The sequence below is a fragment of the Agathobaculum sp. Marseille-P7918 genome (assembly GCF_964248325.1).
Lineage (GTDB): Bacteria > Bacillota > Clostridia > Oscillospirales > Butyricicoccaceae > Agathobaculum.
This window is the reverse complement of the sequence record NZ_CAXTXI010000017.1, coordinates 19,572-41,699: the sequence shown is the minus strand read 5'-3', so window position 1 is coordinate 41,699 and position 22,128 is coordinate 19,572. Positions and strand designations below refer to the sequence as shown.

General features: G+C 46.7%; 22 protein-coding genes, 2 pseudogenes and 1 riboswitch. Of the genes and pseudogenes, 10 read left to right on the top strand and 14 right to left on the bottom strand.

Features of this window, described 5'->3' with window-relative positions:
- Positions 1–295: 295 nt before the first annotated feature.
- Genes ACESSO_RS16420 through ACESSO_RS16410 form a run of 3 tightly spaced genes read right to left on the bottom strand, consistent with a single transcriptional unit; the run spans position 296 to position 1,103 of the window.
- Complete coding sequence (locus ACESSO_RS16420; protein ID WP_373166630.1) at positions 296–595, bottom strand: DUF3847 domain-containing protein; 300 nt, start codon at positions 593–595, stop codon at positions 296–298.
- Positions 588–917 carry a DeoR family transcriptional regulator gene (locus ACESSO_RS16415; RefSeq protein ID WP_373166629.1) on the bottom strand — a complete coding sequence of 110 codons (330 nt, stop codon included), beginning with the start codon at positions 915–917 and terminating at the stop codon, positions 588–590. Before ACESSO_RS16415 ends, ACESSO_RS16420 begins: the two co-directional genes overlap by 8 nt.
- Complete coding sequence (locus ACESSO_RS16410) at positions 918–1,103, bottom strand: hypothetical protein (protein ID WP_373166628.1); 186 nt, start codon at positions 1,101–1,103, stop codon at positions 918–920.
- A 532-nt stretch (positions 1,104–1,635) separates the two neighbouring features.
- On the opposite strand from ACESSO_RS16410, the pseudogene ACESSO_RS16405 reads away from it, so the two are divergent.
- Positions 1,636–2,453 (top strand): annotated as a pseudogene (locus ACESSO_RS16405) (helix-turn-helix domain-containing protein).
- 97 nt (positions 2,454–2,550) lie between these two features.
- Here ACESSO_RS16405 and ACESSO_RS16400 read toward each other — a convergent pair.
- Positions 2,551–2,988, bottom strand: coding sequence for a hypothetical protein (locus tag ACESSO_RS16400; RefSeq protein ID WP_373166635.1), 438 nt, complete (start codon positions 2,986–2,988; stop codon positions 2,551–2,553).
- A 56-nt stretch (positions 2,989–3,044) separates the two neighbouring features.
- Positions 3,045–3,248: pseudogene (locus ACESSO_RS16395) on the bottom strand (helix-turn-helix domain-containing protein); the annotation flags it as partial.
- A 318-nt stretch (positions 3,249–3,566) separates the two neighbouring features.
- Here ACESSO_RS16395 and ACESSO_RS16390 point away from each other — a divergent pair.
- Positions 3,567–3,890, top strand: coding sequence for a hypothetical protein (locus ACESSO_RS16390; RefSeq protein WP_373166627.1), 324 nt, complete (start codon positions 3,567–3,569; stop codon positions 3,888–3,890).
- A gap of 427 nt (positions 3,891–4,317) precedes the next feature.
- Here ACESSO_RS16390 and ACESSO_RS16385 read toward each other — a convergent pair whose 3' ends face one another.
- Positions 4,318–5,178, bottom strand: coding sequence for a helix-turn-helix domain-containing protein (locus ACESSO_RS16385; protein WP_373166634.1), 861 nt, complete (start codon positions 5,176–5,178; stop codon positions 4,318–4,320).
- Between the two features lie 192 nt (positions 5,179–5,370).
- On the opposite strand from ACESSO_RS16385, the gene ACESSO_RS16380 reads away from it, so the two are divergent.
- The 8 genes from ACESSO_RS16380 to ACESSO_RS16345 all read left to right on the top strand — a co-directional run bounded on the left by ACESSO_RS16380 (position 5,371) and on the right by ACESSO_RS16345 (position 15,828).
- Positions 5,371–6,699, top strand: a complete 1,329-nt coding sequence (locus ACESSO_RS16380) for an MATE family efflux transporter (RefSeq protein ID WP_373166626.1) — start codon at positions 5,371–5,373, stop codon at positions 6,697–6,699.
- A gap of 359 nt (positions 6,700–7,058) precedes the next feature.
- Positions 7,059–9,686 carry an alanine--tRNA ligase gene (gene alaS, locus ACESSO_RS16375; protein WP_373166625.1) on the top strand — a complete coding sequence of 876 codons (2,628 nt, stop codon included), beginning with the start codon at positions 7,059–7,061 and terminating at the stop codon, positions 9,684–9,686.
- A gap of 37 nt (positions 9,687–9,723) precedes the next feature.
- Positions 9,724–10,062, top strand: a complete 339-nt coding sequence (locus ACESSO_RS16370) for a histidine triad nucleotide-binding protein (protein ID WP_373166624.1) — start codon at positions 9,724–9,726, stop codon at positions 10,060–10,062.
- Between the two features lie 61 nt (positions 10,063–10,123).
- Positions 10,124–12,358 carry a ComEC/Rec2 family competence protein gene (locus ACESSO_RS16365; protein ID WP_373166623.1) on the top strand — a complete coding sequence of 745 codons (2,235 nt, stop codon included), beginning with the start codon at positions 10,124–10,126 and terminating at the stop codon, positions 12,356–12,358.
- A gap of 4 nt (positions 12,359–12,362) precedes the next feature.
- Positions 12,363–13,409 (top strand): DNA polymerase III subunit delta, encoded by a 1,047-nt coding sequence (gene holA, locus ACESSO_RS16360; RefSeq protein WP_373166622.1) that lies wholly within the window; start codon positions 12,363–12,365, stop codon positions 13,407–13,409.
- A 1-nt stretch (position 13,410) separates the two neighbouring features.
- Positions 13,411–14,016 carry a toprim domain-containing protein gene (locus ACESSO_RS16355; RefSeq protein ID WP_373166621.1) on the top strand — a complete coding sequence of 202 codons (606 nt, stop codon included), beginning with the start codon at positions 13,411–13,413 and terminating at the stop codon, positions 14,014–14,016.
- Positions 14,017–14,058: 42 nt separating this feature from the next.
- Positions 14,059–14,190: riboswitch (FMN riboswitch) on the top strand.
- An 89-nt stretch (positions 14,191–14,279) separates the two neighbouring features.
- Positions 14,280–14,894: an ECF transporter S component gene (locus tag ACESSO_RS16350; protein ID WP_373166620.1), complete on the top strand. Its 615-nt coding sequence runs from the start codon at positions 14,280–14,282 to the stop codon at positions 14,892–14,894.
- 55 nt (positions 14,895–14,949) lie between these two features.
- Entirely contained in the window at positions 14,950–15,828 is an 879-nt protein-coding gene (locus ACESSO_RS16345; RefSeq protein WP_373166619.1) for a metallophosphoesterase, read from the top strand.
- A 115-nt stretch (positions 15,829–15,943) separates the two neighbouring features.
- Here the strand turns inward: ACESSO_RS16345 and ACESSO_RS16340 are convergent, their stop codons facing one another.
- From ACESSO_RS16340 to lspA, 8 genes are all read right to left on the bottom strand, one after another.
- The gene (locus tag ACESSO_RS16340; protein ID WP_373166618.1) at positions 15,944–17,392 is read right to left on the bottom strand and encodes a hypothetical protein; all 1,449 of its coding nucleotides are present in this window, start codon (positions 17,390–17,392) and stop codon (positions 15,944–15,946) included.
- Positions 17,393–17,395: 3 nt separating this feature from the next.
- Positions 17,396–18,148, bottom strand: a complete 753-nt coding sequence (locus ACESSO_RS16335) for an ATP-binding cassette domain-containing protein (RefSeq protein WP_373166617.1) — start codon at positions 18,146–18,148, stop codon at positions 17,396–17,398.
- Positions 18,149–18,163: 15 nt separating this feature from the next.
- A complete protein-coding gene (locus tag ACESSO_RS16330; protein ID WP_373166615.1) occupies positions 18,164–18,640 on the bottom strand; it encodes a hypothetical protein in 477 nt (158 codons plus the stop codon).
- Positions 18,627–19,352, bottom strand: coding sequence for a hypothetical protein (locus ACESSO_RS16325; RefSeq protein WP_373166613.1), 726 nt, complete (start codon positions 19,350–19,352; stop codon positions 18,627–18,629). The genes ACESSO_RS16330 and ACESSO_RS16325 overlap by 14 nt, the downstream gene beginning before the upstream one ends.
- 15 nt (positions 19,353–19,367) lie before the next feature.
- Positions 19,368–19,739, bottom strand: coding sequence for a GntR family transcriptional regulator (locus ACESSO_RS16320; protein WP_373166612.1), 372 nt, complete (start codon positions 19,737–19,739; stop codon positions 19,368–19,370).
- 155 nt (positions 19,740–19,894) lie between these two features.
- Positions 19,895–20,707 carry a Cof-type HAD-IIB family hydrolase gene (locus tag ACESSO_RS16315; protein ID WP_373166611.1) on the bottom strand — a complete coding sequence of 271 codons (813 nt, stop codon included), beginning with the start codon at positions 20,705–20,707 and terminating at the stop codon, positions 19,895–19,897.
- Positions 20,704–21,624 (bottom strand): RluA family pseudouridine synthase, encoded by a 921-nt coding sequence (locus ACESSO_RS16310; RefSeq protein ID WP_373166610.1) that lies wholly within the window; start codon positions 21,622–21,624, stop codon positions 20,704–20,706. The genes ACESSO_RS16315 and ACESSO_RS16310 overlap by 4 nt, the downstream gene beginning before the upstream one ends.
- Positions 21,617–22,120 carry a signal peptidase II gene (gene lspA, locus ACESSO_RS16305; RefSeq protein ID WP_373166609.1) on the bottom strand — a complete coding sequence of 168 codons (504 nt, stop codon included), beginning with the start codon at positions 22,118–22,120 and terminating at the stop codon, positions 21,617–21,619. The genes ACESSO_RS16310 and lspA overlap by 8 nt, the downstream gene beginning before the upstream one ends.
- Between the last annotated feature and the right edge of the window lie 8 nt (positions 22,121–22,128).

The window sequence follows — 22,128 nt, the reverse complement described above, 5'->3', positions numbered from 1 at the left end:
CAACAACTTTCCCATGAGGCCTCTGGGTTGGCTTTCTCCTTTTGAGTTCTCTGTCCAATATGTTTGACAAACCTACAGATTTTGTAAACTTGTTGGACGGGAAAAGCTTGCAGCGTAAGGTGTTTCCGGGCAGCAAGTCCACAAAGGGGTAGCTGGCGTAGCCAGCGCAGGGGAAGCGTAGCGTCCCCTGTGATGATTGGAAGCAGCCGCAAGTGTGCCGGCAATCATCTGCTTTCCGCAGGAAGCCCCCGGCAGGGCGCAACGCACCGGCCCCGCCGGTGTTATAGTTGCGCCCTTACTCTGTAAGGGGTTCCCCGGCTACCCTCCGTTTCACGCTTTCCGCAACAGCTTCTTTCATACCATTTTGAAAAAATGCCTGTTTCAGAATGTCCATCACATCATCGTCCGTCAGCACTTCCGGCCTTATCAGGAAACTTTCCAGCATAGCCCCTCTTGTACAGAGCCGATGCGTCCGTTCCTTCCGGGTAAGCTGTTTTATCTGGTGTTTCAGTATCTTTTCTTCGTTCTGCGCCCGCCGCAGTCTGGCTTCGCTTTGGGCAAGCTCCCGGTTGAGCTTTTCCAGCTTTTCATTCATCACGACAGCCCTCCTTTTTGGGGAGTAGTGTGTAAATGCGGTTCAGTTCTCCCACACCCCGGCGCACCCGCAGGATCAGTCCGGCGTCCTCCAATTCCTTCAAGGAACGCTTGACGGTCACGGAGCCGCGGGACGAGGCTGCTACCAGCTCTACAATGGGGAAACGGACAAACAGTATCCCGTTGGTATCCTCCGTACTCGCCGCAAGGGTGGCGTCATACATGACCTCTGCGGTACTGCTGATTGGTAGCTGCAGCATGGCGGTGGGAAGTGGCATACAGGGCGGCAGAACGGTGTCTGCGGTCATAAATTCAAATTCCATTTAGTCGGTTTTCTCCTTTCGCTTGGCTCGTTTGGACAGGTAATGGGGGCAGTCGATTACGACAGCCCGGAAGCTCTGTTTGCACTCATGCTGACACTTCCGGCACAGGTCGTTGTAGGCCACACGCCCCCGGTTATTGAGGAAGAAGGACAGCTCCAACTTCCGTTTCTTGCTCATTCTCGGCATGGTGCCTCCTATCATAGAAAATCCGCCCATTTCAGCCGTAACGGTATAGATGGGCGGATAGCGGTTTTGGGTGTCATGTTTCGGGGCGATTTTCAAGGAAAATGCGGCCATAGAGCCGCTTGGAAAAGCCCCATAGTATCACGGACAGGGCAGACTACGCCCCGCCGATTTGTCATGTTTGGGTAGCGTTTTGGTGTCAGTTCTGCCGGGTTTCCCTGATGTCGTTCCTGTCCTTGAATCTCACAGCAGCGTTTTGTTATCGTTGGTATGCTCGCTGCGGTCAAGGTTCCTCCAATTCCTTGCCGCAGGTCGTTGCGCTACATCGCCGGGGAGCATATCCCATCAGGCCGGTCATTCGATTGGAATAATCCATCGATGAACTGACTTAATCATAGCTCATTTTTAAACCCTTTCCCGTATGTCCAGAAAGTAGGAATACCGCCCCAAAATCGAAAATTTCCACGATTTCGGAACGGTATGGTGTAATGATTATATATGCTTGAAAACCGCAAGGAAAGGGAGTGGCAAGCCGATGAAAGACCGTGTTTCCTTGCAGGAACGCTTGAGAAACATTTACGGGTAGAAAAGGGCTTGAAGCTGAAAGAACTGGCGGAAAAGACCGGCATTTCAAAATCTGCTTTAGCCAGTTATGAAAATGAAGAAAACCGAAATAAGGAAATCAATCACGGCAACCTTATCACACTGGCAGACTTTTATCAGGTGTTCATTGACTATCTATTTTGCCGGACAGAAAATCGGGAGCAGATCAACACTCCGCTGTCTGAACTGCATTTGACTGACGAAGCCGCGGCGCTTCTGAAAAGCGGACGGATCAATACCCGGCTGCTGTGCGAGATGATGTCCCACGAAAAATTTGCGGAGCTGATGGCTGACGCAGAAATCTATGTGGACGGAATGGCTACCATGCAGTTCCATGACCTCAATAGTGCGCTGGCCGCTGTCCGGGCAATGATACTGGAAGAGCATCCCAAAACTGCCGCAGATCGCTCCCTGAAAATTCTGGAAGCCGGTCAGATAGGGGAAGAAGTTTTTTCTGCTATGTGACACACAAAACATGGGACGCCATCCTTCACGATATACGCAAAGCCCATGAGAACGACATGGAGAGTGCGCCGGATACCACGCCCGCCGGTGAACTGATAAGAGAAGTCCGAAAGGCCATGTAGTCCACCGGCGATAGGGTACAGGAATTTCTGGAAATCTTCTACAAGGCGTTCCAGCTAAAATACAAGCGGCTTACAGACGAAGAAAGAACAACCCTGAAAAGACTGTTCAAAAGATCGCCGCAAAAATTCCGGGATCAACTTCCGGCGCAGGCCATGGAAATAAAAACTGCCGTTGTGGGAACGGGTGTTCCTGCAACGGCAATTAGTTTTGGGGATGAAACTCACTTTTTTATCATCGTAGTATCTCTACAAACTGGAATTTAGCGTTCACTCATATATTGTTTTATTTCATCAGGCGTCAATTTTCGTACTTCTGTGTGTGGATATTCTTTATACTTTCCAGCACTAAACACAGGCATCATTTGTCTGCATTTCTTGTCTTTATTCTTTTTCAAGAATAGATTTAACTCATCATTCCCTATAAATATTTTATAAGATAATCTTCCTTTATTGTTCTCTATCTCATAAATACCACACGCACTTTTCGTTGTATAGTCTGCTGTTCGCAAATATAGTTTTGCAATTTCCAATGACTTAAAAGGAAAATTCCACCGTTGCAATCCTCTGTTTGGGTCATGTTCGATACAAATGCACCGTCCACAAGTTCCACAAATATATTGAGTGTGGTTCTCCAAACAGTCCAGCGGATTTAGTAAAGGCGTTATTCTATTTTCATCAGAGTAACATTCCTCACACACTTTTCTTTTCACTCCTTATCAAATTCCGATTTGTTTTATTCTTAGATTTGATTATTTTCTTTCTGCTCCAATTCAATCACATCTAAAATGCCACAATTCAGGGCTTCGCATATACGCAGCAGAGTTTTCATGCTGATATGCTCGCCCTTGCCCATGTTGGCAATCATGTTAGTTGTCAGACCGGCAGCAAGTCGCAAGTCCTCTTTCCTCATGCCACACTTTTTTAAGGTGTTCTATAGCGGTTGATAGCTGATGTGCATAGGCGTTCCACTTTCTTTTCATCGTTAAGGTTCGTATTCATTATAGAAGAAATCTTGTGTTTTCACAATGTTTTCTGACCACACTGCCGGTTCTGTTTGGATTATGCTTTTTCTTTCTTTGCTATTTAGCCATAAGCGGAGCTATGCCTTTACTGGCAATATGCCAAGTGATGCGAAACTTCCACAGACTACAGTGGAGGATAGTGGAAAGCAGGTCACAGCGGCGATAGAACCTACCGCCAGTTTGGATGGCTCACCTTTGACGGTTGATACCGCTCGGACGGCGACACGAAGGTAACGCCGGGCACTGATTTTAACATGCACAACTCAAGTTTTACTCTGACAGGAAAGTGGACGTTAGATCAAGCGTATACCCAGAAAATTACCGTCAAATATGAGTATAAAGACAACAATGACGGAAAACACGTCCCGAACGGCGTATCTGCACTGTCTGGAGAGCATACGGTAAAGGAGGTTACTAAGGAAGTTACTGGTGAGGTATCGAGCAGCAACAACAACAGTAATATTATCATCAAGACAGAAGCCAAGCCCAAAACGGCGGCTACGGAGCACACCATTACAGCATCCGTTATCCAACACCGAGCAGAACAGTACAAGTGCAGGATGGTCAGAACTAGATGATTAATTTTGCGCCCAACGCAGGCTATGTACTGGGTAGCGTAACGGTCGACAGCAGTACGGCAACAGCTACACATTTATCAACGTAACGAGCGATCACAATATTTTTGTTGCGTATCAGAAGAATGGCAGCTCTGGTGGCGGAGGAGGCGGTTGCGGTACTGCTATCTCGGACAGACGGGAAGCCGCATAAGGCGAGGTAGTTACAGTCGCTCCCAACAGCGCTATGACGATATCACGGTTGTGGACAAGGACGGAAATAAAGTGCCAGTCACCGATTAGGGCGACGGTTCGTCTAGTTTTGAGATGCCGAACTTTGAGGTAACGGTCAAAGTGGAATTTGAGGTGGGCACCGCTTTTTCATACAAAGAAGCCATGTTAACGCTGCTCTTTGTTCATAAGTCAGGTGAAGCAAACGTTTGGATAAAACTCAATATATATTTTTTCTAAATTGTGTGGGGGATAGACCAGTCTTGTCCGTAAAGGCGATAATAAAATTGACTTCGCTGCGGTAGCCAACCCGAAACGCAATCTCTTTTACGGATAGGGAAGTGGATTGCAGTAATGCCTTTGCTTCGTCGATTCGATGCAGCATAATATATTCGTGAGGAGAAAAACCGGTTGCGCTGCGAAATAATCTGGAAAAGTGCGAAGTGCTCAGACGAACATGCTCTGCAATCTGATTTACGCTGATTTGCTCAAATAAATGTTGGTCGATATAGTGAATTGCTTGAGATATGGCATTGTCATCTGCAATGGTTTTGGTTGAAGCGGAGGGAAAAAGAAGTGCGCATAGGATACGATAAATACGCTGCGAACAATCCACTTCACTGATATTGGCACTGCGTAATCCGGAGATGATTTGCGCCATTTCCTGTTCGATTCTATCATCCGGTGACGGAGTAAAAGCCTGCTTGCCACCTCGAAAGGCAATAATTTGATTGAAAAAGGCTGCGGCGTTGGCACCGTCAAAATGAATCCACATTGCCTCTGCCGCTCCCGCAGTATAAAAGTGATGTGGTTTATGGCAGTCAACCAATGCAACTTGACCGCGTTCTGCCGCGAATTGCTGTGTTGTCTCATAGAATATAGTTCCGGAACGGATAAACGCAAGAAAAAAATTCTTATGACTCTCCTGTCGGGCCGCATCACAGGTATCTGAAAAGTCATATCGTTCATCATAATAATAATGTCCGACACGAGTGACATAGAAAAACAGCGTTCGTGCGGTTGCGGACGGCGTGGAAAAGAAGCGTTCTGAGCGCGATAACACTCCCGGTTCGTTATTCACTTTCAATGTGCTCACCTCTTATATGTATGATAGCACAAAATATAAATAAAATGCAGTGTTTTATTATTGAAAAACAGCGTTAAATCCAGTATGCTTACGTAAGAAATAAATTTTATACTAATAAAACCATGACAAACGCATGTTCATAAGGTGTTAAAGATGATAAAGGAAAAGACATTTTATAAATCATTTATGATTTTGGCGCTTTCATTGGCGCTGCAAAACCTATTGACATATGGCGTGAATATGATGGATACCGTAATGCTCGGCCGGTATAGTCAGGATGCCATGGGTGGAGTCAGTTTGTGTAATCAGGTGCAGTATTTGCTGCAAATGCTGGTAGTAGGCGCTGGAGAGGGTGCGGTTGTGCTCGGCTCACAGTACTGGGGGAAAGGAAATCTGCAACCGATTCCCCATATAATTGGCGTTGCGTTGCGTTTTGGCGGAAGCTTAGCAGTTGTTCTGTTTGGCGTGGTATTATTTTTCCCCACACAGCTTTTGAGTTTGCTATCTAATGACAGTGCGGTTATTGCGGAGGGACAAAAGTATTTCCAAATTATCTGTTTTACGTACATTATTTTTACTGTTACCAATATTTTGGTGGCTTCGCTTCGCTCGATTGGCATCGTAAAAATTGGTTATATCATTTCCGGCTCTACATTGGTTATCAACGTATGTCTCAATTATTGCCTCATCTATGGCAATCTGGGTTTTCCGGAACTGGGCGTGCGCGGTGCTGCGATTGCAACACTGGTATCACGGTGCGTGGAGCTATTGATTGTTATTTACTATTTGAAATATAAAGAGCACAAGCTCAATTTGACTCTGACAAAACTGCTTCACATTGATATCAGCTATATGCGGGACTATGCCCGCGTTTCTTCTCCTGTGCTTATCAATCAGGCGCTGTGGGGCTTGGCGCAGATGGTGCAGACTGGAATCCTCGGTCATCTTGGTGGCGATGTGACAGCAGCGAATGCGATTGCAGTACAGGTCTTTCAAGTGTTGTCCGTTGTGGCGTATGGCGCTGCATCTGCCTCTGGCATTGTGGTCGGGCGCACTATTGGTGCAGGAAACGAGCAGCGTTTGCATCCGCTTGTGCGCACGTTGCAAGTATTGTTTGTTACCATCGGTATCTGCTCAGGATTTTTGATTTTCATTCTGCGTACGCCGATCCTAATGGTCTTTGGCGGCACATTGACCGAACGGGCATATGAATTATCCATGCAGTTTATGTTGGTGCTTTCCATCACAACCGTTGGCACGTCTTATCAGATGGCTTGTGATAACGGCATCATTCGAGGCGGGGGCGATACGGCCTTCAGTGCGAAGATGAATTTAATCAGCATGTGGCTGATTATTGTACCATTTTCTGCGATGGCGGCATTCTGGTGGAAGTGTGCGCCGGTTGTAGTGTTTTTCTTGCTCAAATGGGATCAGTTGTATAAGGCAATTCCGGTCGTGATTCGACTGCGCAGCTGGAAATGGGTGAAAAAGGTCACCCGACCGGATGCGACATGATGAACTGAATATTTCTCTTTCTTTCTCCTGAAAAACCGGCCTGATGGTCGGTTTTTCTGTTGACAAAAAAATATAAAATGATATACTTTTATAAGAACAAATATGATAATGCGATGAGGAAACGAGTTTTTCGGCATCTGGCATATAGCGAGAGGGGAGAGTGCAAGCCCTTTGCCAAACCGGAGGACAGCCACTTCCGAGTAGTCTGTGAAAGCAGACCGTCTGATCCGCGATATCCGATCACTAAGATGCGTCATCAGCGGCGCAAATTAGGGTGGTACCGTGGAAGAATGCTTTCGCCCCTAAAGAGTGGGCGGAAGTTTTTTTGTTATGTAAACTAAAATTTGGAGGATAAAAATATGCAGTACAGAAGTCTGAATGAGCTGCGCGAAATGTATCTGAAGTTTTTTGAAACCAAAGGACATCTTCGCCTGCCGAGTTTTTCTCTCATTCCGCAGAACGACCCGTCGCTTTTGCTGATTAATTCGGGCATGGCACCGATGAAGCCGTTTTTTACGGGTGAGCAGGAGCCGCCGCGCCATCGTGTTACCACCTGTCAGAAGTGCATCCGCACCGGCGATATCGAAAATGTAGGTAAGACAGCACGTCATGGCACTTTCTTTGAGATGCTGGGTAATTTCTCTTTCGGTGATTATTTCAAAAAAGAAGCCATTGCATGGAGCTGGGAATTTCTGACCAGCCCGGAATGGGTTGGCATTGATCCGGATCGCCTGTATCCGTCTATCTATGTGGATGATGATGAGGCGTTTGAAATCTGGAATAAGCAAGTCGGCATTCCTGCGGAGCGTATCTTCCGATTTGGCAAGGAGGATAATTTCTGGGAGCATGGCTCTGGTCCGTGCGGCCCGTGTTCGGAGATTTACTATGACCGCGGTCCGGAATACGGCTGTGGCAAGCCGGGCTGTACGGTCGGTTGTGACTGCGATCGCTATATGGAGGTCTGGAACAACGTATTCTCACAGTTTGATAACGATGGCCACGGCAATTATACTGAACTGAAGCAGAAGAACATTGATACCGGTATGGGTCTGGAACGCTTGGCATGCGTGGTGCAGGGCGTGGGTTCGCTGTTTGATGTGGATACTGTACGCAACATCACCAACAAAGTTTCCGAAATTGCCGGCAAGCATTATGGTGACAGCGAAAAGACCGATGTTTCGCTGCGCGTGGTAACAGATCATATTCGTTCTACCGTTATGATGATTTGCGACGGCGTTATCCCGTCGAACGAGGGCCGCGGCTATGTGCTGCGCCGCTTGCTGCGCCGTGCCGCACGTCATGGTAAGCTGCTTGGTATTGACCGCCCGTTCCTTTCTGATGTAGCAACGACCGTAATTCAGGAATCGGGTGGAGCTTATCCGGAACTGGTTGAGAAGCAGAAGTATATCCACAAGGTTATTGAAAACGAGGAAGCAAGCTTCAATAAGACGATTGACAGCGGTCTTTCCATCCTCAACGAGCGTATCGCAGCGGCGGACGGTAAGGAACTGCCTGCAGCTGATGCATTCCAGCTGTATGACACTTATGGCTTCCCGATCGACCTGACTCTTGAAATTTTGGAAGAACAGGGCATGACTACCAATCGCGATGAGTTTGACCGCCTGATGAATGAACAGCGTGAGCGCGCTCGTGAGGACCGCAAGAAGATGGGTGATTTGGGCTGGCAGAGTGAGGATCTCGGTCTGGATAAGTCTATTAAGACCCGCTTTGATGGCTATGAGACGCTGGGAGAAGCGGCAAAGGTGCTGGCCATTGTCAATGAGGGCGAACCGTCCGGTGCCGCTGCCAAGGGCGAAAAGATTACCGTCGTGCTCGACCATACGCCGTTCTATGCGGAAATGGGCGGCCAGATTGGCGACCATGGTATTCTGGAAGGTAAAAACGGTGTAGTATCCGTTTCTGATGTACAGAAGACCAAGGATGGTAAATATATGCACATTGGTGTTGTGACCGAAGGTGAAATTTCGGTAGAAGATGAGGTGCAGGCTAAGGTCGATGCGGAATACCGACAGGCCATCTGCCGTGCGCATACTTCGACTCATCTGCTCCAGAAGGCGCTGCGCAAGGTGCTGGGTGACCATGTCGAGCAGGCAGGCTCCTATACCGCTAATGACCATATCCGTTTTGACTTCACACACTTTGCGGCGCTGACACCTGAAGAACTGGCGCAGGTCGAGACGCTTGTCAACGAAGCGATTCTGGCTGGCAGCCCGGTTATCACCGAGGAAATGTCCATTGAGGATGCCAAAAAGAAGGGTGCAATGGCGCTGTTTGGTGAAAAATACGGTGCGGTTGTGCGTGTCGTTCAGGCGGGTGATTCCATCGAGCTGTGCGGCGGCACGCATCTGGATAATACGGCCAAGGCAGGTGCGTTTAAAATCATTGGTGAGGCATCGGTTGCAGCCGGTGTGCGCCGAATTGAAGCAGTGACCGGTAAGGCGGTACTGGCTTATCTGAATGAACGTCAGCAGCTGTTAGCGGATGCGTCGGCAGCACTTAAAACTTCGCCGAATGAGCTGCCTGCCAAGATTGAGCAGACGGTGGGCGAACTGCGTGCAATGACCAAAAAGATTGACAAGCTCAACAGCAGAGTGGCATCCATGCAGATGGTGGATCTGCTGAATATTTCGCGTGATGTCAAGGGCGTGAATGTTGTCGCTACCAAGCTGGAGGATGCTACAGCCGATGTATTGCGTACGATGGGTGACAGCATCAAGGAAAAGGCGCCGAATATGGTTGCTGTTTTGTCCGCTGTGAATGACGGGAAGATTAGTCTGCTGTGTGTTTGTGGTATGGAGGCCGTTAAGAAGGGCGCCCATGCCGGAAAAATCATCAAAGAAGTGGCTAAGATGGTTGGCGGCGGCGGCGGTGGCCGTCCGGATAGTGCAACTGCCGGCGGCAAGCAGCCGGAAAAACTGGAGGAAGCATTGGAAGCGGTCAACAATATTGTTGAAGCGCTGCTCTAAATCCGTTATAATGAAAACACAGAAAGGAGCGGTTTGAATGGAAGATTGTCTGTTCTGCAAAATCGTTGCGGGGGATATTCCCTCGAAAAAGGTTTATGAAGACGAATTGTGCTATGTTTTTTATGACATTGATCCGCAAGCCCCCACACATTTTTTGGTCATTCCCAAGCAGCATATCCAATCGGTGGCTGCAATAGATTCTTCCAACAGCGCCATTGTGGCACATTGTTTTGAGGTAATCGCTAAAATTGCGGCGGATATGAAGATGGATAGTTTTCGCGTGGTTTCCAATATCGGAGAACAGGCGGGGCAGAGCGTGTTCCATCTACATTTCCATGTGCTTTCCGGCCGTGATATGACCTGGCCTCCGGGTTGAATGTAAAAGAAGTGGCCTTACCGCCACTTCTTTTTTATCAAATAGGGAAGGGGGAGATAAAATGCGGGAACGGCCACTTGTTTTTCTGGTTCCGGCAGCTGCTGTGGCCATATTTTGCTCGGTATGCTTAGATATTTGTGTAAAACCCAGTCTCTCTCTTTTGCTGCTTTCTCTTTCTTTAGCCGCCGCAGGTGCGTTGATAAATTATGATAAGTTGTTTACGCTGTGCTGTATGTTGGCAGCCGCATTTCTTGCTCTGACTGGATTTTCCGCATATCAATCTGTTTTTGTCGATCCTGTCCGTATATTGGCAGGTACGCATGCCGAAATCACAGCAACGGTATTGCATGATGCTGCAGTATATGACGACAATCAGCGAGCGGAATTATCTGTAGAGGATAATGATGTTTTGCCTCGCAACTTTCGCATGTATTGTTATTTGCCGCTGACTGAAACGCCGCTTTATGCCGGCGATCGAATTAAAGTCAACGTTGGATTTTATCTGCCTGGGAATTCAGAGGGATTTGATCGTGCAGCATATCAGGCATCGGAAGGATGCTATATTACTGCTTCGTATACAAAGAACGAAGACGATACACCAATGTCGTTCGCTGTGCTACAGACAGAGAACGGTTCACCACGTTGGATACCGCAGCGCATCGCACGCTTTTGCAAACAGGCGATAGAGGATGCCTTGCCGGAGCGGGAAGCCGGTTTACTAACCGGCCTGATGATTGGCAACAAGGATGCCATCTCCTCTACAGACGCTATTTCTCTGCGTATTGCAGGACTCAGCCATCTGGTTGCCGTTTCTGGGCTGCATGTTGGTTTTCTGGTTGCGTTTTGTTATTTGATTTTCGGACGCAGGCTGGGAACCTATCTATCGGTTCCACTCATTCTTCTGTTTGTACCGATTGCAGGTGCGTCGCCATCAGTGATTCGTGCTGCGATTATGTATTTAATTGCGGCTGGTGCGTTTATAACCAGACGAGAAGCGGATACACTGAATTCGCTGTTCGCAGCACTTGCCTTGCTGCTGATTCAGAACCCGTATGCAATTGCCGGCTTGAGCTTGCAGCTGTCTTTTGCAGCAACTCTTGGATTGGTTTTGCTTGCTGGAAAGATGCAGAAACGTATACTGCATCTGTTTCATAAGCTGCCGAAACCTCTTCACAAACTGCTGTCTTTTTTCGTAGGTGCCTTATCTTGTACTGTTTGTGCAACTATTTTTACCGCACCGATTCTGCTTTCTTCTTTCGGCTATATTTCAATCCTATCTGTTCTCAGTAACTTATTAGTGGTTGGCGTAACTGCCGTATGCTTTATTGCGGGTTTTTTCATTTGTGTGGCTTCAGCGATTTGTCCGGCCGTAGTGCCTGCTTTATCCGTAGTCACGCAGCCGCCGCTGCATTATATTTTGTGGATGGCCGAGCGCGTATCAAATCTTCCGTACGGAATGGTAAACTGGAGCGATGGTTTTGGACTTGCAGCACTATTTCTTTGTTTTGCGGTGATCCTTTTCTGGCTGGTGATGGGTAGCCGAATTAAATGGAAAGTTGTTTTGCCGATGGTTTGCTTGTGCTTAATCGTCCTCAGCGGCATGAGCACTTATCAATATCAGCGAACCTATCGCGTGACCTATTTACCATGTGGCACAGGACAAGCTATTCTGGTTTCTGATACAACGCATGCAACACTAATCGACTGCGCTGGCGATGGTGGATATCGTGATGCCGCACAGCTGGTAGAGGAATGGATGCGTTATCATAATATTGACCACATTGACACTTTAATTTTAACAGCAGTGGATAAGGGACATGCGCGTGATTTGCCTGCACTGCTGCAAGCGGTTTCTGTAAATCAGATTCTGATGCCTGCTGGATGCAAGGCAACAAAGTATAATACGGATTTGCTGGAGCTTTGCGGCCAAGTTGGTGCGCAGGAAATCAATCAGTCTGAGGTACTGGACACTGGTGCGGCACCGATCACCGTTTTTTCGGTAGCAGATGGAAAACTGGGCGTGCAAATTGCGAACGAAATTTTGGTTCTGCACAGTCCGACGCAAAAGCAGTTGGCGGCCTTTCTGGAATCATCGTCAATTGCCGCCCCGGAGATTGTCCTTTCGCAGAGAAATATGGAGGACGACGAATTATTAACGCAGGCATTAAATACTATGGGTGCAGAGAGAATTATTGTGCAAGCTGGATTTGGTGAAGTTTTGTCTCAATATCATGGACTATCTGTAGAAAGTCCCTATGTAACCGGAGAAATTGTGCGGCAGTTTGTGAAGGAGTGAAAACATGCCACAGGAAAAGTCTAAATCCAACGGAAAGTCGCAGCTGCTTCAGGATTTGAAAAAAGGGACTTTTGCATCGCTTTATGTGATCTTCGGCGAGGAAAGCTATTTAAAAGAATATTACTTGCAGCAGCTCAGGGAGAAAGTCATTGATCCCACATTTGCGGATTTCAATCGGATTGAATTAGAGGGGAAGGGGCTGACTCCGGAACAGCTTACCGAGGCGGTAGACAGTTATCCTGCAATGTCGGAAAAGAAACTCATCATCGTGACAGATTTTGATTTGTTTAAACCGCCTGCTGCGTTCTCCGATATGCTGCCCGCATTACTGGAAGATTTACCAGACTATGTTTGTCTGGTGTTCTACTATGATATTTTAGATGGCAAACCAGACAAACGAACAAAGTTATATAAGACGCTGCAAAAGGTCGCTTGTTTTGTGGAGTTTACTCACATGGAAGAGCGTGAACTGGTTGCGTGGTTGGAGCGACGCGCCCGTGCGCTTGGTTGTGCCATCTCACCGGAGGATGCGTCGTATATGATTTTCCTTTGTGGAAATTCTATGACCAATTTGGCGGGAGAGATGGAGAAGGCTGCAGCTCATACCACTACGGGGGAAATCAAAAAATACAACATTGATGCGGTCTGTTCACCGATTTTGGATGCTGTGGTTTTTGATTTGACAGATGCTATAACAGTAGGAAAATTTGAACGCGCAGTATCTTTAGTAGGTGATTTGATTGCACAGAAGAACAATGAAGTGATGATTTTTACGACAATCACACGCCATATTCAGCGTTTATACGCGGCGAAGCTGTGCGCAGAAGCGCGTGGAGGAGAAAAACAGCTGATGGATATGATTGGCTCTAAATCTCCATATTACGCTAAGCAGTTACAAAACGCAGCACGACGTGTATCCCTAAAATGGTTGCGTCATGTTGCTTCTCTGTGCGCACAAACCGATGCAGCGCTAAAGGGCAGTGCGGTGGATCGTCAAAAGCAGATTGAATTAACGCTGTTGTCCATGGCATCCGCATTGAGGGAGGGCTAATGTGATACGAGTTCGTGAAGCAATTGTAGTAGAAGGTCGCTACGACGTGAATACAGTCCGTCAGGTTGTGGATGCAGTTGTGCTGGAAAGCGGGGGCTTTCGGATTTTTCATGATAAGGACCAGCTCCGCTTACTGCGAAAAATTGCGTTATCACGCGGCTTAATTGTGTTGACGGATAGCGATGGGGCTGGTTTTGTCATTCGCAATTATATAAAAGGGGCATTACCGCCTGGAAGTGTGAAGCAAGCCTATATTCCGGACGTTGTCGGCAAGGAGCGACGCAAACGTCATGGTTCAAAGGAAGGAAAACTCGGGGTAGAAGGGATGCGCCCAGAGGTTATTTTGGAGGCGTTGCGTCGTGCTGGCGCTACTTTTGAGGACGAAGTATCCTCTTCCGCACAGGATAAAAAGCCAATCAGCAAGGCAGATTTTTTTGCATGGGGATTATCCGGTCAGCCGAACAGCGTAAAACGTCGTACAGAAGTGCTCAAAGCATTGGATTTACCATCCCATATGACGGCCAATGCGCTATTGGAATTTATCAATGCAGTTTCTTCCCGAACTGAAATGGAAGAGATCATCCATAGAATATCAGCAGGGGATTGACAAGTATGGCAGATAAGCCTATAATGATATCATAAATAAATAGTTCTGTTTCAGGGCGGAGTGAAAGTCTCCACCGGCAGTATACGGGCAGTTTGTCCGATAGTCTGCGAGCCGAAAGGCATGATGGGTGTGAATCCCAACCGACGGTTATAGTCCGGATGAAAGAAACAGGTGTATTTCGGTACGTCTGCATGCCCTTGGATTGCTCCAAGGGCTTTTTGTTACCCAAACAAACAGAACTCCTTGCAAAGGAGAAGATACTCATGACGAAAACCAGTAAAATCACGTATACCGCAGTATTTGCGGCCATCGCTACCGTTTTAATGTATTTTGAATTTCCGATTCCGTTCATGCCGCCGTTTCTGAAGGTGGATCTGTCGGGGGCCGTTGTTTTGATTGGAGCATTCATCTTTGGCATTGGTCCGGCTATTACGATGATAGGTATCAAAGATCTGATTCATTTGACACAGAGCCAAACCGCAGGATCTGGTGAATTGGCAGATTTTTTGATGCTGTCAACGTTGGTTGTAATTGCTGTACTTATTTACCGTGCGCATAAGTCCAGAAAAATGGCGGCTGTAGGGTGTCTGTGCGGTTCTGTCGCCATGGCCGGTATGGGCATGCTGACGAATTACTGCTTGATTATCCCGTTTTATGTCAATGGAATGGGCTGGAATTTGGATGCTATTTTTGATATGTGCCGAGCGGTCAACCCCGCAATCAATGGAATGGGCGCATATCTTTTGTTGGGAATTTTGCCGTTTAATCTAATCAAAGGTGTGATTTTAACCATTATAACTATGGTTGCCTATAAGAAACTGAGTGTTTTCATCAAATCAAAGCAAATAGCAATTCATATGCGGCAAAAAGCCAACTAATAAATAAACAAATGGGGGACATGGACGGAAAAAACGTTTATGTCCCCTTGTTTTTATGATGGAGGTTGTAATGAATAGAAGAAAAAGATGGATACATGCAATTCTGCTGTGCGCGGTTGGCATTGGAATCGCCAGCTTGCAGTGTGGTTTGGTGACACGATATTATACGCTGGAAACCGATAAATTGAAAGAGGGGCAGGGGATGCGTCTTTTGATGCTTTCTGATTTGCACAGCTGCATTTACGGAGAGAATCAATGTCAGTTGATAGAGCGAGTTATCCGTGAGCAGCCGGATTGTATTTTGCTGTGTGGAGATATCGTAGATGATAAGATTCCTCGTGATGGAGCAGAACAATTATTGCAGCAAATTACCCAAATTGCACCTTGCTACTATGTATCGGGTAATCATGAATTCTGGAGCGGGCAAGCGGAAGATATATTTGATATGATTGAGCAATATGGTGTTCATGTTCTGCGTAACGACCAAGAAACCGTAACTATAAATGAAGTCAATTTCATACTGTGCGGTGTGGATGATCCTGCTTCAACAGGGACTCGACAGGCTCGCTCATACGGAGAGTCAGAAGAATATCGGCATACTTTATCACGGTTCCAAAATCTGGATACAAAGCAGTTGTGTGTGTTGCTGGCACATCGGCCTGAATATATCACAGAGTATGCAAAGTATCCGTTTGACTTGGTATTGTGCGGACACGCGCATGGTGGTCAATGGCGCATCCCATATCTGCTTAACGGCTTGATTGCACCCAATCAGGGATTTTTCCCGAAATATGCTGGCGGTCAATATACCTGTGGCAGCATGACTGAAATCGTTGGTCGCGGTTTGGCACGTGATTGGAAACCGCGATTGTTCAATCCACCGGAAATTGTAGTGGTTGAGGTGAGTGGTACAGGAGAGCAAACAGACTTCTAAATTCAATATATATAATTATACAAAAGAAAAGTTTTGTATAATTGAGGGGATTGTAAATCCAAGAAACGCATTAGAAACTCCGGATACGTTCAACGCTGGCGTATCCGGAGTTTCTTCATTGCCATGTCACTCCAATTGGATGATTGTACAATAGCCGCACGATTTCACTGGTATTGTAAGCGCCTGTCAAATCGTTTTGTAGGCTGCTTTGATATTGTGCCCAAAGTCGCAATCCGCTTCGATCACAGATAACTACATCGAAACCTGTCTGCATCATTCCACTATAGCGATCATAACTTTCACCCGCCAATGCCAGCTTACCATCCTGATAATCTATCGCACTGCTGTCTATGTTCCTCGGCAGATATTGATAATCCAATGTATTTGTTGTCTGCATATCAATATGGAATTTTCCATCTTTGTCTGGCAGCAATACTGTTGCGGTTTTGTCAATAATGGTAACGATAAAATTTTTGTTTTCTGGCAACAAATACAGAAATCCGCTTCCGTTTTGTGTTGTTTGAAGTACTAGCCGCTGTATCTGCTGCATGCTATCCATCGAAATCACAGTTAAGTAGTATACATTATCATCTTCTCGCGTGTACAAAAGTAGTGTTTTCCCATCCGACCACTGACACAGGTCAAGAAACTCCTCTTTTGGGGAAATCGGATATACAAGCCGCAGGCTGTCAAGATGCAAACTGCCATTTTCCAGTGTTTGTATTGCATTTCCTTGATGCTGTACTTTTCCTGCTGTGTAATCCATCGCATAAATGCCATATCCCCCTGGAATCAGGCTGGTATCCACGATATTGTTTTGGTTTGTACGATTATTGAAAGAAAAATAAATGGTTTCCGGCGTAACAATTCCTTGTGCATAAAAATTGAACTGCTCACCTTCGTTCGAATTCGTACCTGATGAGTAAACCATCCCAGCGCTGTCTTTTTCCAATGAAATTGTAAGTTTCTCGTTCGGAAGTACTGGGATACGGAAAAATTCCTCCAGTTTATTTTGTATCGATGCATCATATCCCGGATCGGTGGTGCTCCAAATGCCAAAATCCTGCTGGATTCCTTTCAAACTGATAAACCCGGCGAGCGGATAATACTTGCAATAATCCGCAACATTGATGGTTTTCTGCGCTTCCTGACCGGGTTTTGCGCTATCATACAGCTCCTGATAGGCAAGATCCAAGCCGGTACGCTTGTTTTTCGGTATATCCAGGAAGTTGCTCCCACTGGAACCGAGATCGGAATACAGTTCAATACCTCGATAAGATTCTTCCGATTCCTCTTCTTGTTCGGTATTGAAAAACTGATATGCCGTCTGCGTGATCGGCGGCTCATCCCTTTGCAGCAGCATTATAGAATCCCAAAACAGCTGCTCACCATAGGTGGCATGCATCTGGATAGACAGACCATCCGCAGCGGCAGGATCTCCCGCCAATACGTTTTCCGTAAACTGGACCTGATCATGTGATGCGTACACTGTTTTCACACACCAACCCATTGCAGCACCACCCAGCAACAATAGCACAGCCATCAAACCAAAGGCTTTGCGCATGGTTCATCCCTCCCCACCTGTAATGTCATCCAGCGCGCGACTGACACGGTCGGCACTGTAGTGGTAGGTCTGCTTGATGTAGTCCATCAGACTGGTACCGCTATCTTCTAGTTCGGAAGCCAACACATCTCCCACGATCTGCCCCTGTCGAATCAGCACCGCACGGCTGATAAAGTTAGAAACCTCTTCGATCAGGTGCGTGGATAGGAGGATCGTTTCATGTGGTTCGAGAATACCAAGCAGAACTTTGTAAAAATCTTCACGGTTAAATACGTCGTTTCCGGCGAATGGCTCATCCATCAGGATATAATCTGCGCCTTGACATAGAGCAAGAATGACTTCGAACTGATTTTTCTGTCCGGTTGAGAAACTATGTAGCGGTTTGTGCATCGGCAGCTCGAAAAATTCCATCAGCCCAGCAAAACGCTTATCAATGAACTGTGGGAAATGCTCCTTGTAAAATTGTCGGTGTGCTTCGGCAGAAAGATTCGAAAAAAATGAGTGCTCACTCGTCGCAAATGATAATCGTTCGATATTATTATGCGTAATCGGCGCATTGTCCAGTGTAATGGATCCATCATAACGCAAAAATCCAAGGATACATTTCATCAGTGTTGTTTTGCCAGCACCATTTTCGCCGAAGAGTCCGACGATCTCACCCGGCCCAAACGACAAGTTGACCTGCTGCAATGCTTGTTTGCCGCGCAGACGCTGACTCAGCGAATAGCTTTTGCTCACGTTCTTGATTTCCAGCATCACAAATCCCCCTCCCTACCATGTCGGCAGACACTGTGCCGGTGTGACAATATAGTACGCTGCCAAAAACAGCAGTTTTAATAGAAATGCTGCAAGCAAGCCGATGAGTGCACCAAGCAGCGGCAGTGTAAAATCACGTCGTATCAGTTCCCAGCGCTGCGGCAGGCGGCGCATCAAATAGATGCTTTTGCTTCCCATATAGTAACTCAAGTGATGAAATACGGCTGCTAACAGTGAACACAGCGCCACAATATAAAAAAACGATAATGATCGACCCAGCAAAACGTTAAAAGGCATCATCATGGCATCGGGTCGCAGCACGCGATCGCCACCGACACGATCAAACAAAAAGTCATAAGCATCACGCAAGCTGACACCATAAATCAGCACGGCAATGCACGTTGCCGCAGCAAGGCCAAGCCCCAATCGTTTGGCTTCTTCTTTAATTATCGTACCCGGCGGTGCGAACTTGGAAAGGTCAATTATTTTCATCGCTTATCACCTCTTCCGCATTGAACCACACATCCCACAATGTGTAAAGAATGAGAGCTGTATGTAGTAAACTCAAAATTACGTCTGATGCTAAACTGCCAAGCGGTCGTACAAAGTAAAACAGCATGGAAGCAACCGTAAGAGAAAGTGGTACATTATTTCGAATATTCCTGCCGTAACGCTTCCGTACCGTTGCCCCAGCCGTCGTAAAAGACAGCGTCCCAAATGTGATGAGCAGATAGATCCATCGACTGATCTCCTCAAGTGGCAATATACTATGCAGGAAGTCACTGCGATAAAATGCGAGAAATAATGTCTGATTTGATACGATATTCACCACAGGCTGTGTGAGATAATATTGACATAGCAAGGTAATGATAATCACCTCGGCCATCCATAGCAGAGCAAAGCACAAAAAATAAGACAGGCTTTGCCATAAGAATATTGCACGTTCAGAAATTCGCAGACGTCGCAGCGTGTATCCTCCACCATTTATACGGTATAAAAAGGCCGCCAGCAAAAGGAATCCGCTCATTAACACAGCTCTGAGATGCGCAGACTGTATCACAGCCTCTAAAGAATTTGCGCCACGATTCATCCTCCACAGGAACAGTCCGGTTTGTATGCTCCCTATGAGCACCAACATGCCCAGCAGCGGTATGATCGAACTACGCACATACAGCATCAGCACAGAAAGATGTTTTTTGCCCATGTTCTTTCCCCTCTCTCAATCCCAATATGCTTGTATTAAGCGCAGTGCTTCTGCCTTGGACAGCCCCATCTGTTTCATCGACTGCACTACGCTTTTTACATCACTTTGCAATAATTCTGCACGAATTTGAGCAATTTTCTCTGTATCTAGTACCATATAGCTTTTGGAACCGGTGTGAGAACAAATCAAATTCTCCTCTTCTAACTGCCGATATGCCTTCTGTACGGTATTAGGATTAACCCCTAACAGTGCGCTTAACATTCGGCGTGAAGGAAGTTCATCACCATCATGAAAATCTCCAGCAACAATACCACGTTTAAGGTATAGAAGGATTTGCTGATAGATCGGTATCCCCTCTTCCATATGAAAATTGTCAAATGGAATCAACCATAATCAGCCTCCCTTCTCGTTTAAGTGTATTATGGTTATAACACACTTTCTATAACTGTATTATACCTATGATACGGTTTTGCGTCAATATGTCGGTATCAATATGATTCGTTGGTGGCATAGAAAAACGTCTGACAGAATTGTTTATTCTGTCAGACGTTATGGTGTTTCTCTAAATATTCAATTACATGCGCTATGGCATCGTGGTCGTTATCCCGGACCCGAACGGCTGCATGCCGCAACATATCCGGCGCGGCATTTCCCGGCACAAAGGAAATTGCTGCATTCTTCAGCATGGATAAATCGTTATCGCTATCCCCTACAGCATATATTTTATTGCACGACACGTTGCAATCCGCTGCGATTTGCATCATTGCTGCGCCTTTACTGACACCCCGCCGTGTCACTTCGCAGAAAGTCGGCATGGTGCAAACGGCATGGAACGAATCCTCAAACTGCGTCAAAAACGTCCGAACAGGCTCCACTTCTGATGCCTGACCGGTAAAATTGATTTGGCACCAGTCGGTAGGACTCGGCAGTTCTGTCACACTTACGTAGTCATACGCTAAATGCAGTACACGCATATGATGTTCGGTTTCTGCACTCATGCGGCAAACCAAAATCCGATCCGGCAAAAACACCTCACATCCGACCCGAGGAAAAGCGGTGAGCACTTGGTCAATCAATATTGGTGTTTGCTTCGGCATGCCGGCGCAATTCAGAACCCGATTCTGTGCATCCAGAATAAGCGAACCATTGAGCAAACTATATGGGGCATTCATTGGCAGTAAGTCAATATAATCGGTTACAGCTGCATATGCGCGTCCGGTTGCCAGCGAAAACAACCCGCCTTCTGCGGTAAAATAGCGTAAAGCCTGTATGTTAGCATCGGATATCTGACGATCACTGTCAAGTAACGTACCATCCATGTCACATGCAAGCATTGTCCCATCAAATCTTTTCATCCCATTTTCTCCAGCTTTGCAAGAATTTGCGTAAAATAGGTTGGCAATGGTGCGGAAAAGTGCATTGTCTGCTGTGTGGTCGTGTGACAAAGCGTTAATTGTGCAGCGTGAAGGCATTGTCCGCCAATATCAGAAAAACGGTCTTTTTTTAAGCCATAGACAGGATCGCCGATGATGGGATGCCCGATTGACGCCATATGCACACGAATTTGATGTGTACGCCCGGTTTCCAGTTGAAATGCCATATGGGTGTATCCGTGAAATCGTTTGAGTACAGTATAATGTGTAATAGCGTCTCGCCCGCCCTCTACGATGGCCATTTTCTTGCGGTCTGTCTTGTGGCGTGCAATCGGTTTGTCAATCGTGCCAGAATCCTCACGCGGGCTACCTACTACAATAGCTTCATAACCGCGAAAAGCGGTATGTGCTGCAATCTGTGCTGCAAGACTTTGGTGGGCAGTATCATTTTTCGCAACCACCAAAAGACCACTTGTATCCTTGTCAATGCGGTGCACAATGCCGGGACGGTGCTCCCCGTTGATGCCGGATAAGCTGTCTCCACAGTGATACATCAGCGCATTGACCAGCGTACCCGACCAGTTACCTGGAGCTGGATGGACAACCATACCACGCGGTTTGTTAATAACAATGATATCCGCATCTTCATAGATAACATCCAGCGGGATATTCTCAGGAACAATATCCACTTCGCGCAATTCGGGTAGCACAACGGTGATATCTTCCCCGCCGAGCAGTTTATAGTTCTTTTTCAGCGGCTGTCCATTGCAGAAAACTGCTTTTTCAAGCAGTAAATTCTGTGCGGCAGAACGGGTCAATCCTTCGATTTGCGTAGAGAGCCAACTGTCAATACGTGCACCTGCCTGCGCGTCAGGTACATTCAGAACAATTTCACTCATGTCTGTCACACTCCGGGGATTTGCTCTGAGAAGCATCTGTCTGTCCCTCATCCTTATGCTGGAACAAGAAGTAAATAACAAAAAGCACGGCGCCTACGCAGATAAAAATGTCAGCAACATTAAATACCGGAAAATGGATCAATCGGAAATCAAACAGGTCAACCACAAACCCGCGGATAACTCGGTCGATTGCGTTACCAATAGCACCGGCAGCAACCATTACTAGCGACCAGCGACCCAATGCATTCTGCATCCAGCCCTTATATAATGCCACGCCAATGACAATTGAGATGACTACAGCCAGTGTTACAAAGATCCAACGGGAATCAAATTGTGCAAACATGCTGAACGCCGCACCGCGGTTTTCAATATAGGTTAGGTGAAACACATTTTCAATTAAGGGGATAGTTTGTTGTGCCTGTAAACTGGTAAATGCCCAGTATTTCACTGCTTGATCGAGTGCGATCATCAGCACCGCCAAAACAATATACAGCATTTTACGTA

Bases quoted from the DNA above. Each gene is read 5' to 3' on its own strand.
- ACESSO_RS16335 (WP_373166617.1), bottom strand. From the start codon at position 18,148: ATGCTGGAAATCAAGAACGTGAGCAAAAGCTATTCGCTGAGTCAGCGT.
- ACESSO_RS16420 (WP_373166630.1), bottom strand. From the start codon at position 595: ATGAATGAAAAGCTGGAAAAGCTCAACCGGGAGCTTGCCCAAAGCGAA.
- ACESSO_RS16380 (WP_373166626.1), top strand. From the start codon at position 5,371: ATGATTTTGGCGCTTTCATTGGCGCTGCAAAACCTATTGACATATGGC.
- lspA (WP_373166609.1), bottom strand. From the start codon at position 22,120: ATGCTGTATATTGTTTTGGCGGTGCTGATGATCGCACTCGATCAAGCA.
- ACESSO_RS16310 (WP_373166610.1), bottom strand. From the start codon at position 21,624: ATGAGTGAAATTGTTCTGAATGTACCTGACGCGCAGGCAGGTGCACGT.
- ACESSO_RS16365 (WP_373166623.1), top strand. From the start codon at position 10,124: ATGCGGGAACGGCCACTTGTTTTTCTGGTTCCGGCAGCTGCTGTGGCC.
- ACESSO_RS16325 (WP_373166613.1), bottom strand. From the start codon at position 19,352: ATGGGCAAAAAACATCTTTCTGTGCTGATGCTGTATGTGCGTAGTTCG.
- ACESSO_RS16330 (WP_373166615.1), bottom strand. From the start codon at position 18,640: ATGAAAATAATTGACCTTTCCAAGTTCGCACCGCCGGGTACGATAATT.
- holA (WP_373166622.1), top strand. From the start codon at position 12,363: ATGCCACAGGAAAAGTCTAAATCCAACGGAAAGTCGCAGCTGCTTCAG.
- ACESSO_RS16370 (WP_373166624.1), top strand. From the start codon at position 9,724: ATGGAAGATTGTCTGTTCTGCAAAATCGTTGCGGGGGATATTCCCTCG.
- ACESSO_RS16390 (WP_373166627.1), top strand. From the start codon at position 3,567: ATGCACAACTCAAGTTTTACTCTGACAGGAAAGTGGACGTTAGATCAA.
- ACESSO_RS16340 (WP_373166618.1), bottom strand. From the start codon at position 17,392: ATGCGCAAAGCCTTTGGTTTGATGGCTGTGCTATTGTTGCTGGGTGGT.
- ACESSO_RS16315 (WP_373166611.1), bottom strand. From the start codon at position 20,707: ATGAAAAGATTTGATGGGACAATGCTTGCATGTGACATGGATGGTACG.
- ACESSO_RS16350 (WP_373166620.1), top strand. From the start codon at position 14,280: ATGACGAAAACCAGTAAAATCACGTATACCGCAGTATTTGCGGCCATC.
- alaS (WP_373166625.1), top strand. From the start codon at position 7,059: ATGCAGTACAGAAGTCTGAATGAGCTGCGCGAAATGTATCTGAAGTTT.
- ACESSO_RS16410 (WP_373166628.1), bottom strand. From the start codon at position 1,103: ATGCCGAGAATGAGCAAGAAACGGAAGTTGGAGCTGTCCTTCTTCCTC.
- ACESSO_RS16415 (WP_373166629.1), bottom strand. From the start codon at position 917: ATGGAATTTGAATTTATGACCGCAGACACCGTTCTGCCGCCCTGTATG.
- ACESSO_RS16345 (WP_373166619.1), top strand. From the start codon at position 14,950: ATGATGGAGGTTGTAATGAATAGAAGAAAAAGATGGATACATGCAATT.